Here is a 16,380-nt window from a genome sequence, read left to right as displayed (position 1 = left end):
AGGCTTGATGGCCGAAAAAAAGCCTGGACCGGTCAAATCCCCGATCATCGACGCCAAGGCGCGCGAATCGCGTGCCGCGCCCTCGGGCGAAGCGCCCCGCGCCGCCGAACCGGCCCAGCCCGACACGCCCGCGCCCGCCGCCAGTGAATCCCCCGCGACGGCCAAACCCGACTCGGCCACCGCCGGGCCGCGCGCCGCCACCGCGAAAAAACCCGAGCCCGGCCCCTCGGCGCGCCCGGCACCCGCCGCCGGCGCTCCTTCGGACACGGCCCCGGCCAGCACGAAAACCGCGCCGCTCCCGCTTGCTCCCCTCGCCGTTGCCGCAGGTGCCGGGGCCCTGGTCGGATTGGCCCTCGCCTATGGACTGGCCAGTTTCGGCCTGTGGCCCGATGGCGGGCGCGATGCGGATGCGGCGCTGGCTGCCCTCGACGCCCGCACGGGCCGGATCGAAACCGCCCTCGGCGTGCAGGATGGCGTCGTGGCCGAAGCGGCCGGGCGCATCGACGCGGTCGAGGCCGCACTCACGGCCCGAATCACCGAACTGGCCGATGCGGCGCCCGGGACCGAAGGCCTCGCCGCCCAGGCCGACCTCGACGCCCTGGGCGAAGAGACCGCCGCCCTCGCGGCCCGGATCGAGGCGGTGGCCGCCGGCGCCTCGGGGGAGGAGGCCGATCTCATCGCACAGATGGCGCAGAGGCTCGAAACACTTGCCGCCCGTCTCGATGCGCTGGAGCCCCAGGTCGAGGACGCCTTGCCGGCTCTCGCCGAGGCCCGCAGCCGGATCGACGACCTCGATGCCCGCATCGTCGACCAGCCGGCCCTCGATACGGTCTCGGCCGAGCGCGACCGCATGGCGCAACTGCCCGGGGCGCTGGACCGGCTGGCCCGCGCCATTGCGGCGGGCGCCCCCTTCGCCGTGCCGCTGGCCGAACTCGAAACCCTGTCGCCCGGGCTTGCCGTCGACGACGAGGCGCGGGCCATCGCCGCCATGGGGGTGGCGACGCCCGCAGCGCTTCTCTCCGGCTTTCGCGAGGCCATTCCTGTCCTTCTCGCCGCCCGGCCGCAGGACCCCGACGCCAACTGGGCCAAGTCGCTGCTCGACCAGGCCGGCGCCGCCCTCGCCCTGCGCCCCACCGAAGGCGACAGTCCGCAGGCGCGGGTCGGGCAGATCGAGGCGGCGCTGGAAGCCGGCGACCTCGTGGCAGCCGAACAGGGGCTGGCGCAGTTGCCCGCGCCCATGCGGGCCGCCGCCTCGGGCTTTGCCGAGGCGCTTTCGCGTACGCTGGCCGCCGAGCGCCTGCTCGCCGCGGCGCGTCAAACCGGGGCGGAGGCGGCGCAATGATCCGGCTGGTCCTCTATCTGGTCCTCAGTCTTCTGGCGGCGCTGGGGGTCACCTGGCTGATCGCCCTACCGGGCACGGTCGAGATTTCGGCTCCCGGCTGGCGGTTGGCCCCGAGTCTCGGGACAGCGATCTTCATCGCCCTTGCGGCGATCGCGCTGGCCATTCTGGTCTGGGCCCTTGTCCGCCGTATTCTCGGCGCGCCAGCGGCGCTGGCCCGCGCCAATGCGCGGCGGCGCGAAAAGGCCGGGATCGAAGCGCTGTCGGACGCGGTGATCGCCTTGCAGGCCGGGGAGTTTTCCCGGGCCCGGAGTCTGTCACGCGATGCGGGAGCCAAATTGCCGGGCAATCCCGCCGCCCGGCTGCTGGAAGCGCGCAGCGAATTGGCGCTGGGCGATCTCGCCTCGGCCCGCGAGCATTACCGGGCGCTGATTTCCGACGATCGCACGGCGCTGGCGGCGTTGTCGGGGCTTTACGAGCAGGCGCGCCAGCAGGGGCGGCCCAGCGCGGCCATCACCTTCGCAAAGAAGGCGCTGGCCATGGCTCCCAGTCTCGACTGGGCGTCCGAGGCGGTGTTCAACGATCTGGCCGCCCGGGGCGCCTGGAGCGATGCGCTGGAGATGAGCGCCGCCCTGCCGGCCCGCACCCGGGCCCAGAAAGCAGCCAAGAAGCGCCGTCAGGGGGTTTTGGAGACGGCCCTCGCCATGCGGCTGGAGGAGACCGAGCCCGATGCGGCCTTCGACCACGCCCAGAAGGCCCTCAAGGCCATTCCCGATTTCGTGCCCGCCGCGCTGGTCGCGGCCCGCATTGAGATCAATCGCGGCGATACCCGCCGCGCCTCGGCGCTGCTGCGCCGCACCTGGCGCGCCGGCTTCCACCCCGACATCGCCACGCTCTATGCCCATGTCAAACCCGGCGCCTCGGCGGTGGAGCGGCTCAAGCGCGTGCGCGCGCTGATCGAAGCGCCCGACGACCATCCGGCGGCGGCCATGGTTCTGGCCCGCGCCGCCATCGACGCCTATGAATGGAGCACGGCCCGCGCCGCGCTGGCGCCCTTCGTCGCCAAGGACCCGACCCGCGCCATGTGCCTGTTGATGGCCGAGATCGAGGAGGGCCAGTCCGGCGACCAGGGCAAGGCGCGCGAATGGCTGGCCCGCGCCGTGCGCGCCCCGGCCGATCCCGCCTGGACCGCCGATGGCGTCACCTCGGACGAATGGGCGCCCGCCTCTCCGGTCACCAACCGGCTCGATGCCTTCGCGTGGAAGGTGCCGGTCGAGGCCCGCACTCCCGCCAGCCTCTCCCTCCAGCCCGCCGAGCCTCTCCCTCCGGCCCTCGCGCCGGGCGCGGCGCCGCAGGAGGACGCTGCCGGCATGCCGGCGCGCCCCTGAGCGGAAAAAGGCGCGCCTCTTGCGCGCCTTTGCCCTTGCGCCCCCGCCGCACTGCCAGTAAAAGACGGCCATTCGCCCTCGGGCCAATGCCGCTTTAGCTCAGTTGGTAGAGCACATCATTCGTAATGATGGGGTCGCGTGTTCGAGTCACGCAAGCGGCACCAGTTTTTCCAGTTGAGAAAATCAAGGTGCGCAGATGACCGGTGGTCATATATCACCGGCGCGGCTGATTGACGTCGCTCATGCCAAAGGCGCCGTGCTCTGGTCTCTGGAGCCGGATGTCCGCGTCGCTACGCTCCAACTGGCCAGAAGCTCCGCGCCTTTGAGCATTCAAGCTCGGATATCTGACCATTACCTATAAGCCGGTACGCGCTGTTGGCTGCGTCTGCCGGCGTGACCTTGGCCACGACCTCCTTGCGCTTCGCGCGGGCAGCGTTTCCTCGCCAGATCATTGCGGGTGCTGAGGCTTTATTTCCTGGCGCGGCGGGGTGGGGATTTGGAGCGATCCATGAAGGCATGGCGCAGGGCGTCCTGGATGTTTTGGACGATGGCTCTGACGTCTGCCGAGAAATCGCTTTCGGAGCTCTTCTGGCTGATCGGGGCAATGCGGGTGATGCTGCCCAGGGCTGCTCCGTCGGCGTCAAGGATCGGTGCGGCTACGGCAATGAGGTTGGAGCCGAACGAGCCGCTGGTCACCACATAGCCCCGATCGCGCAAGGAGCGGGTTGTGCGGCGGAACGCATCCCAGCTGTCGCCGAGCCCGGCTTCTTCGATCTCCTTGCCCGACTGCAGATAGATAGCTCGCCGCTTGGCCAGGGGGAGGCTGGCCAGGATGCTGAGCGATGCCGCACCCTTGAAGAGGGAAAACGGAATGCCCCGAGCGCGCTGGATGATGGCCGGCTCGCCATTGGTCGAAGGGGCCGCTTCCTGATGGAGGCACAGCACCCGGTCACCCCAGAGCCCGCACAGCAGCAGGGTGCTGTTCGCGAAACTGGCGGCGTGGTCCCGCATGAAGGGGCGGCTGGTGTTGACCAGTGGATCGCTGAGTTGAATCTTGCGCTCGAGTTCAACGATTCGTGGCCCCAGCGCATAGGCGCCACGAGACAACTGCATCAGAAACCCGGTGTCGCACAAGGTCTTGATATAGCGATAGGTGGTGGACCGCGTCGTGTTCAAGGCGAGCGCGATCTCCTCGGGGCTGATGGTGCTGCGTTCCTCTCCCAGCATGTCGAGGATCAGAAACGCGCGGCTGATTGTTGATTCCGCCATGTCGTACCCTGTTTCGTCGCCTCTCCATACCGCGATCCGGAACGGCGGCCAATATATAATTTGACATGTTCTCATCTATTAGGATAATTCAAAGTCGCATTAAACAGGAAAAACACATAATTGGAGGAGTTCAAATGGCGTTTCCTATCCGCTTCGGCGTTCTCGGTCTCGGGGCCGCGCTTCTGCTGGCTTCGGGCGTCCAGGCGCAGGATTTTCCCACCAAGCCCATCACGTTGATCGTTCCGTTCGAAGCGAGCGGTTCGGCGCCGAACACGCTCGCGCGGCACCTTGCCGATCGCATGCAGGCGGCCTGGGGCCAGCCGGTGCTGGTCGAGAACCGGCCCGGTGCAGCCGGCCAGGTGGCGGCCCAGTATGTGGCGGGAAGCGCGCCGGACGGCCACACGCTGATGATGGGCTCCGTCGCCACCCATGTGCTGGGTCGGGCCATGCGTGAGATGGAAGTCGATACGTTGACCGCCTTCGAGGGGATCAGCCTGTTCGGCTACACGCCGATGTTGATTTCCGCCAATGACGATGTGGGCATCGACAGCATCGAGGATCTGGTGGCGCGCGCCAAAGAAGCGCCCAACACCATCACCTATATGTCAGTCGGCGTCGGCAGTGCCGCCCACCTCGCCGCCGAGCTGCTGCAAAGCGTGACCGGCATCGAGATCATCCATGTGCCCTATCAGGGCGTTGCGCAGGCCACGCTCGATCTGGTGTCGGGCGAGGTCAATATCGGCTTTTCCAACATCATCAACATGGTGCAGTTCATCGAAGAGGGCGATGTGGTTCCGCTTGCGGTGACCGATGTCGAGCGCTCGCCGATCCTGCCCGATACTATCGCCATCGCCGAACTGTATCCCGAGGCAACGGTGGAGCTCTGGTGGGGGCTTTTCGCGCCCGCCGGCACGCCAGCGGAAGTGGTGGACATGCTCAGCGAGCAGGTCAACGCCATGGTCGTCGAGCCGGACCTCGTCGAGGAGTTCGCGCTCGGCGGTGCCACGCTCAGGGGCTCGGGTCCCCAGGAGCTCGAGGACATCGTGATGGCCGACTTCGAGAAGTGGAGCCGGATCATCTCAGAAGCCGGCATCGAATAAGTCCAGACAAGAAAAGCGAGGAGCGACCATGAGCGCGACCCTGACCGGGGATCTCGCGGCCTTCATCGAGGCGGCGGATTGCGGAGCAACAGGTCTTGCCGGAGCGGACAAGGCCAAGAAGGTGATCGCCGATACATTCGCGGTGATCCTGTCCGGCGCCGGCAGCGAGGTCGCTCCTCCCATATTGGCCTTCGCCCGCAAGGCCGGATTGGGGGAGGTGCCCGTCATGGGCACGCCCGACCGCCTGTCGCGGCCTGTCGCGGCCCTGGTGCAGGGCACGTTCGGCGCAGCGCTGGATTTCGACGACGTCCTGTCCATGATGCCGGGTCATCCGGCCGCGGTCATCATGCCGGCACTGCTGTCGGCAGCGCAGGGCCGGGCGGTTTCGGGCGAAGAGTTCATCGATGCCTATGTCATCGGCCTCGAAGTCGGCTCCAAGCTCTCGCAAGGGGTCGGCCTCAAGCATTATTTCCGCGGCTTCCACGCTACGGGAACTATCGCGATTTTCTGTGCGGTGGCCGCTTTGGCCCGGATGGAGCGGCTATCGCAAGCCCAGACGCGCCAGGCATTCGGCATAGCGGCCTCGACGGCCAGCGGCTTGCAGGCCAATTTCGGGTCGATGACCAAGCCGTTCCATTCCGGCTGGGCCGCGCAGGCGGCGGTGACGGCCGTCGCCCTCGTCCAGGAGGGCTTTACCGCTTCGGAAGCGATTTTCGAAGCGCCGGGCGGCTATCTGGCCGCCTACGGCACCGAGGAAAGCGACGCGGCCAAGGTGATGCCGCTGCTCGGCCAACCCTGGACGATCGTCGAGCCGGGCATCGCGCTCAAGAAATTTCCCACCTGCTACGCCACGCACCGCGCCATCGATGCGCTAGGGCAGATCGAGGCGCGGCTCGGCCGGCTCAAGGGTCGGGTGCGGCGCATCGTCTGCAAGGTGGCGCCCAAATCCCTGCGCCCCTTGCCCTTCATGCGTCCCAAGACGGGACTTGAGAGCAAGTTCTCCATGCCGCATGCGCTGGCAGCGGCGATCCATTTCGACACGCTGAAGATCGCCTCATTCACCGATGAGGCCGTGCGGATTCCGGAAATCCTCGAGCTTTACGAGAAGATCGAAGCGATCGAGGACATTGCGTGCACCGACGGCGATCCCGATTTCGAAAAGAAGAGCTCGGGCACGCGCGGCTTTGTCCTCGTCGAGGTCGAACTGGAAGACGGAACCGTGGATTCGGCGCGCGTCGACATCCCGCCCGGCCACCCCAAGCGGGAGCTCACCTGGGACGAATTGGAAAGCAAGTTCGTCGATTGCGCGGACAGTTGCGGCATTGGCTCCGACCATGCCCGCGCCACGTTCTCGCGGCTCCGGCAACTCGAAACGGTCGTCGATATTTCCGCGCTCTCGGAAAGCCTCATGATCCAAGCCAAGGCAGACTAGCATGAAAGACGTTGTCGGAGGGCTTGCGATCATCGCATTTGCCCTTCTGTTCCTGATCCCCGGTCTGGGCTATGGCGTCGGCAGCATGAGCCAGCCCGGATCGGGCGGCCTGCCGGTGGTTGCCGCGGTCGCCATGATCCTGCTGGGCCTCGGCATCGGCGCGAGCGGATTCATCCGCCGCGGCGACGAGGGCCAGGCCGTCTCGATCAACATGTCGCGCGTCCGGCACATCACATTCGTGGGGGTCGCGGTCATCGGCTTTGCCTTTGCCATCGAAAGCCTCGGCCTGATCCCGGCCACGGTGTTTGCGGTGGTGGTCTCCTCGCTGGCCGACCCGCGCAGCAGAATTCTGCCCACCCTCGTCCTGGCCGGTTTCATGATCCTGATCATCTGGCTCATTTTCAAGGTCGGCCTGAGTTCGACTGCCCCGCTATTCGTGAGGCCCTTCTAATGGAATTCTTCACTATCGGGCTTCCCGCCGCCCTCACAATCGAAGCGCTGCTCTATTGTCTCGCGGGCGTTGCGCTTGGAACCTTCATCGGCGTCCTGCCGGGGTTGGGGCCGCTGGCCGCAGTCTCGCTGCTGCTTCCGGTCACGGTCTACCTCGATCCCCTGCTCGCGCTGATCATGCTCGCAGGCATCTATTATGGCGCCGAGTATGGCGGCGCCATCGTTTCCATCCTGCTCAACATGCCCGGAACGCCCGGCAATGCGATAACCTGTCTCGACGGCTATCCGATGGCCAAGCGGGGCGAGGCTGGCAAGGCGCTGTTTACCGCTGCGATCTCGTCCTTCATCGGCGGCGCGATCGGTATCCTGGTGCTGCAATTCCTCGCCCCGTCCATCGTGACCGTGGCGCTTTCTTTCGGTGCAGCCGAGTATTTCGCGGCGATCGTCTTTTCGCTGGTCGCGGCCTCGACCATCACCGATGGCAGCGTGGCCAAGGGACTGGCCATGCTCGGAGCCGGAATATTGATCGGCACCATCGGCACTGATCCCTATACCGGGGTCATCCGCTACTCGTTCGGCCAGTTCGAGCTGATGGACGGCGTCACCATTGCGCTTGTCGCTCTGGGTCTGTTCGCCATCGGCGAAGTGGTGATGGCCATCGGGGTCAAGCGGGACGGCAAGATATTCGCCGTCAAGCTGCGCGATATGTATCCATCCCGCAAGGACATGAAGAGCCTGTTCTGGCCCTCTATCCGCGGCAGCGCCTGGGGGTCGTTCTTCGGCGCGCTGCCCGGTGTGGGACCTGCGATTGCGACGATCACCTCCTATGCCACCGAAAAGAACATCGCCAAGAACCCCGAAGAGTTCGGGACAGGGCGTATCGAGGGCGTTGCGGGTCCCGAGGCAGCCAACAATGCCGCGGCCCAGACTGCCTTCATCCCGATGCTGTCGCTCGGCATTCCTGGCAGCGCTACCACGGCGGTCATGCTCGGGGCGCTGATCATGAACGGGATTATTCCCGGGCCGCGCCTGATCGTCAACGAACCGGAGCTGTTCTGGGGCCTGGTGGCGAGTTTCTGGATCGGCAACGTGCTGCTGCTGGTGCTCAACCTGCCGCTGATCGGGGTATGGGCGAGCATCCTGCGCATTCCCTATCACCTGCTGTTCCCCGGCATCATCGCCATCATGTGCGTGGGGGTCTATTCGATCCACAACAGCTCGTTCGAGGTTCTGTTGGTGCTGCTGTTCGGCTTGATCGGTTATTTCGGACGCCTTTTGGCCCTGCCGCTGACACCGCTGCTGCTCGGCTTCCTGCTCGGGCCCATGCTGGAGGAGAATCTACGCCGGGCGCTCATTCTGGCCGGCGGGGATTTTGGGCGCATCGCCGTGCGCCCCATCGCCGGCAGCCTGCTGGTGCTCACGGTGGTGTGTCTCATCGCCGTGGTCGGCCTCGGCCTCATGCGCAAGCGGAGCAATGCGCGCGCAGAGCAGGCCGCCTGATCCAAAACACCGGGCGTGCGACCGGCCGCTGGCTCCGGGCCGGCGGCGGGGTTCGCGCTGCCCTCAAAACCAACCGCACGACAAGAGAAGGACGATTGACATGACCGCTATCGAGATGGTTGCCGATTCCAAAAACCGGGTGGGTGAAGTCCCCGTCTGGTCGCCGCGCGACCGCAAGGTCTGGTGGATCGATGTACGCCAGCCGCGTATCCAGTCCTATGATCCCGACACCGGCGCTTTCGAAACCTTCCTGACCGGGGGCAACGTCCTGGGCAGCTATGCGATCCGCGAACAGGGCGGGTTCATGCTGGCGCAGGAAGACGGGCTTTACGCCTTCGACGCCGCGACCGGCGAGCGCACGCTTCTGGTCGATCCCGAAGCGGATTTTCCCGATCATCGGCTCAATGATGGGCGCTGCGACCGCAAGGGGCGCTTCTGGCTCGGCAGCATGAACGACAAGCAGCGCACCGATGATGGCAGCTTCTACAGCGTCGGGCCCGACCTTGCCATCGCCAAGTGGTTCGATGGTATCAACATTCCCAACGGGGTCTGCTTCAGCCCGGACGACAAGGTGATGTATTTCGCCGACACGCCCAAAAAGATGATCTGGGCCTTCGATTTCGATATCGAGGAGGGGCGCATCTCTAACCGTCGCGTATTCGCCGACCTCAAGGATGCCCCCGGACGTCCGGACGGCTCGACCGTCGATGCGGAAGGATTCGTCTGGAACGCCGAATTCGCCGGCAGGCGCATCGTGCGCTATACCCCGGATGGCCGCGTCGACCGGGTCATCGACATGCCGGTGACCAATATCACCTGCCTTGGGTTCGGCGGGGACAATCTCGACCAGCTCTACATCACTACGGCCTGGCAGGGGCTTTCGGACGAACAGCGGGCCGCCGAGCCCCTGGCGGGTGCCCTGTTCCGCACCGAGGTGGGCGTGCGCGGCCTGCCTGAACCCATGTTCGCCGGCTAACCCCAAACAGGAGAGCAAGGACAATGAAACTCTATTATGGCGGCCTGTCGCCTTTCGTCCGCAAGGTCATGGTCACGGCGTATGAACTCGGTGTTGCCGACCGGATCGAAAAGGCAGCGGAAATGGTCACCCCGTTCAAGACCAATGACGCGGTGGCCGCGGCCAACCCGCTGGGCAAGATTCCGGCTGCAAGGCTGGAAGACGGCTCGGTGCTCTATGGCTCAACGGTGATCTGTGAATATCTCGACGCGACGTTCGGTGCGGGGCGGATTTTTTCCGCAGGCGCGGCGCGTTGGACTGCATTGCGCCGCGCCGCACTCGGGGACGGGATCCTCGAAGCCGGTTCGCTCGCCCGCATCGAGACCCTGCGTCCGGAGGGGTTGCAGTGGGAAGACTGGCGGCTTCATCAGCGCGAAAAGGTGGCGCGCGCATTGAGCGCCCTCGAGGCGGAAGCTGGTGAACTGGGCATCGAAGCGCTGACCATCGGCGAGATCACAGTCGGGTGTGCCCTGGGCTGGCTCGATGTCCGGCTTCCCGATCTCGGTTGGCGCGATAGTTCCGCCGCACTCGCGAAATGGTTCGATACGGTTTCACAGCGCCCGAGCCTTGTGGCGACGGAACCCGTGCTGCCCAAATGAGCGGCGAAGGGGAAGCCCTCGGATCGGGGCTGCTCAGCGACGCGGCCGATACGCTCGGGCTCGCGCCCTGTGCGGTGGGTGGGTTCCGGCTCACCCATCCGGACAGGGTCGTGCGGGGACGAGCCTTCACGCTCCGTCAGGTGCTGATCAATGAGGTGCCGGAAGAGTCCGCTCGGCAGGGCGAAGTGGCCGAGCAGCATCTTTCGCCGGGCGATGTGCTCATCATCTCGGCACCGTCGGGCGCTGGGATCGCGACCTGGGGCGAGGGGCACGCTTTGCGCGCCCTCGGCAGCGGGGCGGCGGGCGTGGTCATCGATGGGGCCATCCGCGACGTGGCGGCCTTGGCGGCCCTGCGGCTGCCGGTGCTGTTTCGCGGCGCGACGCCTCTGCGCAGCAAGGGGCGCCTGGTCACGGCCGAGATCGGGGGAACCATCACCATCGGCACCGTGGCGATCAATCCGGGCGATTTCGTCTGCTTCGATGCGGACGGCCTCGTGGCGATCGCGTCCGCCGACGAACCGGCGGTGCGGGCCAAGGCCATGGAGATCCATGCCTGGGAATTGGAGCGCAACAGCCGCCTTCACCAGCGGATAGCCCCGCTATAGCTGTTCGGCGCGGCGATGCCAGGGGCAAAGTCTGCGGCCCGATCACAGTCCTATTCGGCTGCGTCGGGGACAGGGGAGAAGCGGTCTTCGGCCAGCGCCGCCTGGCGGGCCGTGGGGCGGATCAGGCCGAGATAATGCGCATCGGCGTCGTCCCCGAACATCGCCTCGCGCTCCTCGGGGGTCGACATGAAGAAGGGGAAGCGGTCGGCGACCCGGTTGCGGATTTCGCGCACTTCGGCGGCATAGAGCTTCACCGGGAAGTTGAGCCCCGGATAATGCCCGTCCCCGGCGATCTCGCGCGAGCCGAACACCCGGCGATAAAAGGCCACATGCTCCTCGCGCACCGCCGAAAGGCAATAGGTGGCCGTGAAATATTCGCACGCCATTGCCGCCACCCGCAGGGTCAGGAAGGGCAGGGCGGGATAGGCGAGCGCGGTGTCGCGGTCGGTGGTGAAGCGCGACGGGTCGATATAGGACTGGCCGGCGTCGAGAAAGCCGTTGAGCAGGTCGGGATACATGCGCATGCAGGGTGAAATCCGCATGTCCGGCGTCGCGTGGTGGAAGCGCACCGAGGACACCAGCTGCCCGTCGATATAGACCCCGTAGCAGCGCGCATTGGGGGAGCGGTCGTACTCGTCGGTGGCGATCCCCTCGGGGTTCTCCGATACCCATTCCTCGCGCCGATAGGCGGCGTAGCGCAGGCGATAGACCGGATCGCGCCGGTTTGCCAGATCGACGCGCCGGTATTCGACGCGGTCGAGAATGTCCATGAGATTTGTCGCGAAACGCGACGTCAGAGCGGATCGTTCGGATGCTTCCCGATTACGCATGGCACTACCCCCGGGTGTTGGGAGCAATGTTAATCAAATTTTAACCAAATGGGGAAGGGGGTGCCACAATTGCGACGCTTTTTTTCCTGCGCGGGCGCCCCTTCCAGCGCGGAAACGCGGCAGGACAAGTGATCTAACGCGCCACCAGCACAGGCTTTTTCCAGTTCTGGCCGCTCATGGGGGCGCCGGTCTTGCTCATTTTTTCGATCAGCTCGCGGATCTCGGCGGCCGGCAGGGGCAGGCCGAACAGGAAGCCCTGGATCTGGTCGACCTCGGTGTGGCGGGCGATGAGGGCGAGCTGTTCCTCGGTCTCCACCCCTTCGGCCGTCACCACCAGCTCGAGATCGCGGCCCAGCCGGGCGACATTGGCCATCAGGCCCAGGGAGCGCGGATTGGTCTCGATATCGGCAAGGAAGGAGCGGTCGATCTTGAGCTTGGAGAACGGCATCTCGTTGAGATAGGAGAGCGAGGAATAGCCGGTGCCGAAATCGTCGAGCGCGATGCCGATACCGCGCTCGGCCAGGGCCTTGAGCCGGGAGGCGGCCACCGAACGTTCCTCGATCAGCGCGGTCTCGGTCACCTCGATCTCGAGGCGCGAAGGCTCCAGCCCGCTGCTGGCCAGGGCGTCCTCGATGTCGCGCCGCAGCCCCTCGCCGCGCAGGTCACGGCCCGAAACGTTGACCGATACGGTGACCGGTTCGACCCATTGCGCGCATTCATCGGCTGCGGTGCGCAGCACCCAGCGGGTGATGGCCGAGACCAGTCCCACTTCCTCGGCAAGGCCGATGAAGATGTCGGGGCGGATCGGGCCGAGCTCCGGATGCGTCCAGCGGGCCAGCGCCTCGCAGCCGGCGATGCGCCGCGTGCTGAGGTCGATCTGCGGCTGGTAGACGAGGCTGAGCTGGTTCTGGGCGATGGCATCGGCCAGGTCCGCCTTGAGCCGCTGGCGATAGCGGTAGTCGGCGTCCATGCTGTCCTCGAAGGTCTGGATCCGCCCCTTGCCCTGGGCCTTGGCGTTGTAAAGGGCGAGATCGGCGCGGCTGATCAGGTCGTCGAGGGCCAGCCCGTCGGCGGCGCGCACCACGAAGCCGATCGAGGCCCGCATGTCGAGGCGCTCGCCATTGACGACGAAGGGCCGCGACAGGGCCTTGATGATGGCGGCGGCCTCGGCGCGGGCCGAGGCCTCGTCGACCGCCTCGCTGCGATAGAGCACGAATTCGTCGCCGCCGAAGCGGCCGATGCGGGACTGGCGGTTCATCACCGTCTGGATGCGCAGGGCCACTTCGGTGAGCACCGCGTCGCCGGCCAGATGGCCCAGCGTGTCGTTCACATGCTTGAAATCGTCGAGATCGAGGATGGCCAGCAGCACCGTGCCGGGGGTGCGCTGGCGCGAGGCGAGGTCGACATCGACCAGTTCGGCGAAATGGGCGCGGTTGGGCAGGCCGGTCAGCCCGTCATAGCGGGCCATGAAATTGATGCGTTCCTGGGCGCGGATGCGGGCGGTGACGTTCTCGAACAAGAGGACGGTGCGGTTGCCGCGCGAGGATACGGTCACCTCGCAATGATAATCCCCCGACAGCTTCATGACGATCTTGCCGCCGGCCCGGCTGGCGATCATGCGGTTGAGCCGTTCGGCGGTCTGGCGCGGCAGGGCGCGGCGGGCGATCGCCTCGTCGAGCAGGTCGGCAAAGGTGCGCCCCACCCAGCTGCCCTCGGCGACGCCGGCAAAGGTCTGGCGGCTTTGCACATTGGCGAGGGCGATGACCCCGTTCTCGTCGAGCATGCACAGGCCGTGCTGCATGGTTTCGAGCGCGGTGTCGAGCTGTTCGGCCAGACGGTCGGAGGCCACGCGCTCATGCACCGCGGTCAGCAGCATGTCGCGCACATCGGCGGCCAGAAAGCGGAAGCTCACGATCAGCGGCACCAGCAGGGTGGCCAGCGTCATGTGGAAGATATCGCCACCCAGCACCAGGCCGAGCGCGATGGGGGTCGAGATGCCGATCATCTGCGCGGTGACGATGCGGCCGATGCCGAAGGTGCGGGTGCAGACCCCGATCATGGCGGCCACCGAAACCGAGATGGCCACCAGCTCGGCAAAGGGGTCGCGCACGAAGATCAGCGTCACGAAGCACCACATGCCGTAGAGCACGGCGGTCCAGGTGCTGTGGACCATCTGCCGCTTTTCCCAGTATTGCGCCGCTTCCCGGTCGTCGGCCGCCGGGCGGTTGCGCTCGAAGGACAGCACGTTGAAATAGCGGAATCCGGTGGAGACGACGAACACCACGGCCAAAGCGAACAGGACCGGCGCGCCGGTCTTGACCGCCGCCAGCATCACGGCGATCACGGTCGCGCCCATGCCGACCAGCATGGCGCGCTTGTCCTTGTAGAGCGAGGCGACGATGGACACGTAGTCCAGGGTGGGAAGCGATCTGCTGTTTGGCATGTATTTTTGGGCCTGCCTTTGGGTAGCGGGGTATCATCGCTTGCCAGAAATGGGCATCAGGTTGACAATGCTTGCGAAAATGGCCGGTTCCAGCCAGGACTTGCTGGCGTGGTAAAGAACCGGTTTAAGCCGTCGTGCCAATCAGGGAGCCGATGCCATGACAGATGCCGGACCGGGGGCGCCGCTGGAGCGCCCGGAGATCGAAACCGCGCTGGGTGCGCTGACGGGCTGGACCCTCTCGGAGGCGGGGCCGATCGCCAAGACCTTCACCTTCAAGGATTTTTCCCGCGCCTTCGCCTTCATGACCCGGGTGGCGCTGTTGGCCGAAAAGGCCGGCCATCATCCCGACTGGTCCAACAGCTACAACAGCGTCGAGATCGCGCTGATCACCCATGACAAGGGCGGGGTGACCCGCAAGGATCTCGACCTCGCCCGGGCCATCGAGGCGCTTTAGCCAGCGCCGCGTCCGGTACTCTGCGCCGTGGTCCGGCGCAGGGCGATCACGCCCAGCCACAGGAGGTAGAGCGCCACCAGCGCCGACACCGCCTCGTGATAGAGCGGCAGGCTGGCAAAGACCAGCCGCGCCAGCGTGAGGACCGCGAGCAGCGCCGCGCCCCAGAACGCCCCTTGCGGCCCCGGCGCGGCGCGGAAATGCAGCGCCAGCGCCACCAGCCCGGCCACCATGAAGACCAGCGCCAGCAGGTAGAACGGGGTATAGACCATCTGCGCGTGGCCCACCGCGCCCTCGGCCATGGCGCCCAGCAGGCCCGAGGTCAGGACGATGGTCATCACCGTGGCAAAGCTGATGGCCCCGAAGGCCACCAGCACGATGCCCACCCGGCCCGGCCGGGCCACCGCCGGCAGGTCCTTGAGCGCGAAGCATCCGGCGCCGGCGACATAGAGCCCCAGCGTGGCGATCCAGCCGGGGGTGGGCATGATGCCGCCTGCGGCCAGCATGGCGATTTCTCCCCCGGCCCAGAGGAGCGTGCCGGCTATGAGGACGAGAGCGAGGATCATGGGGTTGGTTTCGCCTTTTTGCGCTGCTCGCGCACCGAAAGCCCGAGCTGGATGAAGGTAAGGGCCATTACCATATCGATGAGGGGCTGGACGAGACTGGGCAGCGCGACAAAACTGCTCGCCAGCGACAGGGCCATGGAGAGGCACATCACCACCCCGATCCAGATTGGATAGGCGGGGGAGCCGATCAGCCACACCGCCAGCCCCGCCGCGCCGAGCAGGGTCAGGGCGGCGGTGAGCCGGAAGGCGGGGGTCTGGGCGATGTCGGCGATGTCGAGCGTCCCCTGCGACAGCGACCAGGCGGCGATGGCGGTAAAGCCCAGCGCCCCCAGCGCGACCAACGTCACCCCGATGCGGCCGAAAGGGCTGGTCGCGGCGTCGCGCCACAGGCCGGTAAAGCCGATGGCGACGAGGACGAGGCCGAGGGCGGTCATGACGGTGCTCGGATCGGTGCGCCCGCCCCCGACCACCTCGACGATTTCCCCCAATACGCGCGACACGCCGCCGGCGATCAGTGCCCATGCCGCCCACATCGTGCCGCTACCCCCCTGCACTGGCCCCAATTGCGGCAGTAACATTAGGGCCGGAACGGTAAACAATCCCCGAAAATGCCTCATGCGTTCCGGGCGGCTGCGGGCTGTGGCAGCGAAACGACAGGCCGGTAAAATCCGCGTCACCGGGGCGACGGGGCGTTTGAGCGGACCGCATGGCCTGCTAGGGTCAAGCCATCCTTTATTCTCTCGTCGCAAGGACCGTTCCAGCGTGTTCGAAGCCATTTCCCGCCTGTTCGGCGGCCCGGAAAAAGCGACCGGCGCCGCGGCCGAACCCCGGCTCGCCGTCGCCGCCCTGCTCATCCATCTCGCCGCGGTCGACGGCGCCGCGAGCGCGGTGGAAACCGCGGCCATCGCCCGGGCGCTGCGGGACCATTACGGGCTCGACGACGGCGAGGTGAAACGGCTGATCGCCGAGGCGCGGCGCCGGGACCGCGAAGCGGTGGATTTCTACCAGTTCACCACGCAACTCGCCCGGCTGTCGGACGCGGAAAAGGCCGAGATCGTGCGCATGATGTGGCAGGTGGTGTTCGTCGACGACACCAATCACGAGCTCGAGGACAATATGGTGTGGCGGGTGGCCGAGCTGATCGGCGTCTCGACCCGCCAGCGCACCCTGTTGCGCAATGAGGCGCGGCGCGCCACCACCCCGCCCGACCCGGTCGGGGATTAGTTGCAGAGTGCAAGGCCGGCCTTGCATTTTGCAATTCGGGTCGGCGGTGCCCGATGCTGTTCGGTCCATATATGGCCCCTAGCCCGCCGCGCACCGCATCATCTGGTCCGGGGCTCTGTTGGCACGCTTGCTGCATTGGGCTTCTCGTCCGGATCTTTGTGTGTTGCGT

At 66.4% G+C, this 16,380-nt stretch carries 16 protein-coding genes and 1 tRNA gene; 12 read left to right on the top strand and 5 right to left on the bottom strand.

What is annotated here, in order from left to right:
* Positions 1-7: 7 nt before the first annotated feature.
* The 3 genes from DVH29_RS05875 (at position 8) to DVH29_RS05865 (ending at position 2,891) form a co-directional block, all read left to right on the top strand.
* Positions 8-1,342 (top strand): COG4223 family protein, encoded by a 1,335-nt coding sequence (locus DVH29_RS05875; protein ID WP_114645227.1) that lies wholly within the window; start codon positions 8-10, stop codon positions 1,340-1,342.
* Positions 1,339-2,727: a heme biosynthesis protein HemY gene (locus DVH29_RS05870; protein ID WP_114645226.1), complete on the top strand. Its 1,389-nt coding sequence runs from the start codon at positions 1,339-1,341 to the stop codon at positions 2,725-2,727. Before DVH29_RS05875 ends, DVH29_RS05870 begins: the two co-directional genes overlap by 4 nt.
* Positions 2,728-2,815: 88 nt before the next feature.
* Positions 2,816-2,891 (top strand) — tRNA-Thr (locus DVH29_RS05865).
* A gap of 304 nt (positions 2,892-3,195) precedes the next feature.
* Here DVH29_RS05865 and DVH29_RS05860 read toward each other — a convergent pair.
* Positions 3,196-3,996, bottom strand: a complete 801-nt coding sequence (locus tag DVH29_RS05860) for an IclR family transcriptional regulator (RefSeq protein ID WP_158541576.1) — start codon at positions 3,994-3,996, stop codon at positions 3,196-3,198.
* Positions 3,997-4,130: 134 nt separating this feature from the next.
* Here DVH29_RS05860 and DVH29_RS05855 point away from each other — a divergent pair, with 134 nt between their 5' ends.
* The 7 genes from DVH29_RS05855 to DVH29_RS05825 all read left to right on the top strand — a co-directional run bounded on the left by DVH29_RS05855 (position 4,131) and on the right by DVH29_RS05825 (position 10,697).
* The gene (locus tag DVH29_RS05855) at positions 4,131-5,096 is read left to right on the top strand and encodes a Bug family tripartite tricarboxylate transporter substrate binding protein (protein WP_158541575.1); all 966 of its coding nucleotides are present in this window, start codon (positions 4,131-4,133) and stop codon (positions 5,094-5,096) included.
* 28 nt (positions 5,097-5,124) lie between these two features.
* Positions 5,125-6,528, top strand: a complete 1,404-nt coding sequence (locus DVH29_RS05850; protein WP_114645223.1) for an MmgE/PrpD family protein — start codon at positions 5,125-5,127, stop codon at positions 6,526-6,528.
* 1 nt (position 6,529) lies between these two features.
* Positions 6,530-6,979: a tripartite tricarboxylate transporter TctB family protein gene (locus DVH29_RS05845; protein ID WP_114645222.1), complete on the top strand. Its 450-nt coding sequence runs from the start codon at positions 6,530-6,532 to the stop codon at positions 6,977-6,979.
* Entirely contained in the window at positions 6,979-8,478 is a 1,500-nt protein-coding gene (locus tag DVH29_RS05840; RefSeq protein ID WP_114645221.1) for a tripartite tricarboxylate transporter permease, read from the top strand. The genes DVH29_RS05845 and DVH29_RS05840 overlap by 1 nt, the downstream gene beginning before the upstream one ends.
* Positions 8,479-8,578: 100 nt before the next feature.
* Entirely contained in the window at positions 8,579-9,454 is an 876-nt protein-coding gene (locus DVH29_RS05835) for an SMP-30/gluconolactonase/LRE family protein (RefSeq protein WP_114645220.1), read from the top strand.
* A 23-nt stretch (positions 9,455-9,477) separates the two neighbouring features.
* The gene (locus DVH29_RS05830) at positions 9,478-10,092 is read left to right on the top strand and encodes a glutathione S-transferase family protein (protein WP_114645219.1); all 615 of its coding nucleotides are present in this window, start codon (positions 9,478-9,480) and stop codon (positions 10,090-10,092) included.
* Positions 10,089-10,697, top strand: a complete 609-nt coding sequence (locus DVH29_RS05825) for an RraA family protein (RefSeq protein ID WP_158541574.1) — start codon at positions 10,089-10,091, stop codon at positions 10,695-10,697. Before DVH29_RS05830 ends, DVH29_RS05825 begins: the two co-directional genes overlap by 4 nt.
* A 50-nt stretch (positions 10,698-10,747) precedes the next feature.
* On the opposite strand, the gene DVH29_RS05820 is transcribed toward DVH29_RS05825, so the two are convergent.
* Positions 10,748-11,467 carry an N-acyl amino acid synthase FeeM domain-containing protein gene (locus DVH29_RS05820; protein WP_114645217.1) on the bottom strand — a complete coding sequence of 240 codons (720 nt, stop codon included), beginning with the start codon at positions 11,465-11,467 and terminating at the stop codon, positions 10,748-10,750.
* Between the two features lie 193 nt (positions 11,468-11,660).
* The gene (locus DVH29_RS05815) at positions 11,661-13,970 is read right to left on the bottom strand and encodes a putative bifunctional diguanylate cyclase/phosphodiesterase (protein WP_114645216.1); all 2,310 of its coding nucleotides are present in this window, start codon (positions 13,968-13,970) and stop codon (positions 11,661-11,663) included.
* A 157-nt stretch (positions 13,971-14,127) separates the two neighbouring features.
* Between DVH29_RS05815 and DVH29_RS05810 the strand changes: the two genes are divergently transcribed.
* A complete protein-coding gene (locus DVH29_RS05810; RefSeq protein ID WP_114645215.1) occupies positions 14,128-14,424 on the top strand; it encodes a 4a-hydroxytetrahydrobiopterin dehydratase in 297 nt (98 codons plus the stop codon).
* Here the strand turns inward: DVH29_RS05810 and DVH29_RS05805 are convergent.
* Positions 14,421-14,987: a hypothetical protein gene (locus DVH29_RS05805; RefSeq protein WP_114645214.1), complete on the bottom strand. Its 567-nt coding sequence runs from the start codon at positions 14,985-14,987 to the stop codon at positions 14,421-14,423. The genes DVH29_RS05810 and DVH29_RS05805 overlap by 4 nt on opposite strands.
* On the bottom strand, positions 14,984-15,520 hold the full coding sequence (locus tag DVH29_RS05800) for a hypothetical protein (RefSeq protein WP_114645213.1): 537 nt from the start codon (positions 15,518-15,520) through the stop codon (positions 14,984-14,986). The genes DVH29_RS05805 and DVH29_RS05800 overlap by 4 nt, the downstream gene beginning before the upstream one ends.
* A 229-nt stretch (positions 15,521-15,749) precedes the next feature.
* Between DVH29_RS05800 and DVH29_RS05795 the strand changes: the two genes are divergently transcribed.
* Entirely contained in the window at positions 15,750-16,211 is a 462-nt protein-coding gene (locus tag DVH29_RS05795) for a tellurite resistance TerB family protein (RefSeq protein WP_199562530.1), read from the top strand.
* Positions 16,212-16,380 lie beyond the last annotated feature (169 nt).

The organism is Pelagibacterium lacus, from assembly GCF_003345525.1.
GTDB classification, from domain to species: Bacteria; Pseudomonadota; Alphaproteobacteria; order Rhizobiales; family Devosiaceae; genus Pelagibacterium; species Pelagibacterium lacus.
The sequence above is the reverse complement of the archived record's forward strand: the minus strand, read 5'-3'. Positions and strand labels throughout refer to the sequence as shown.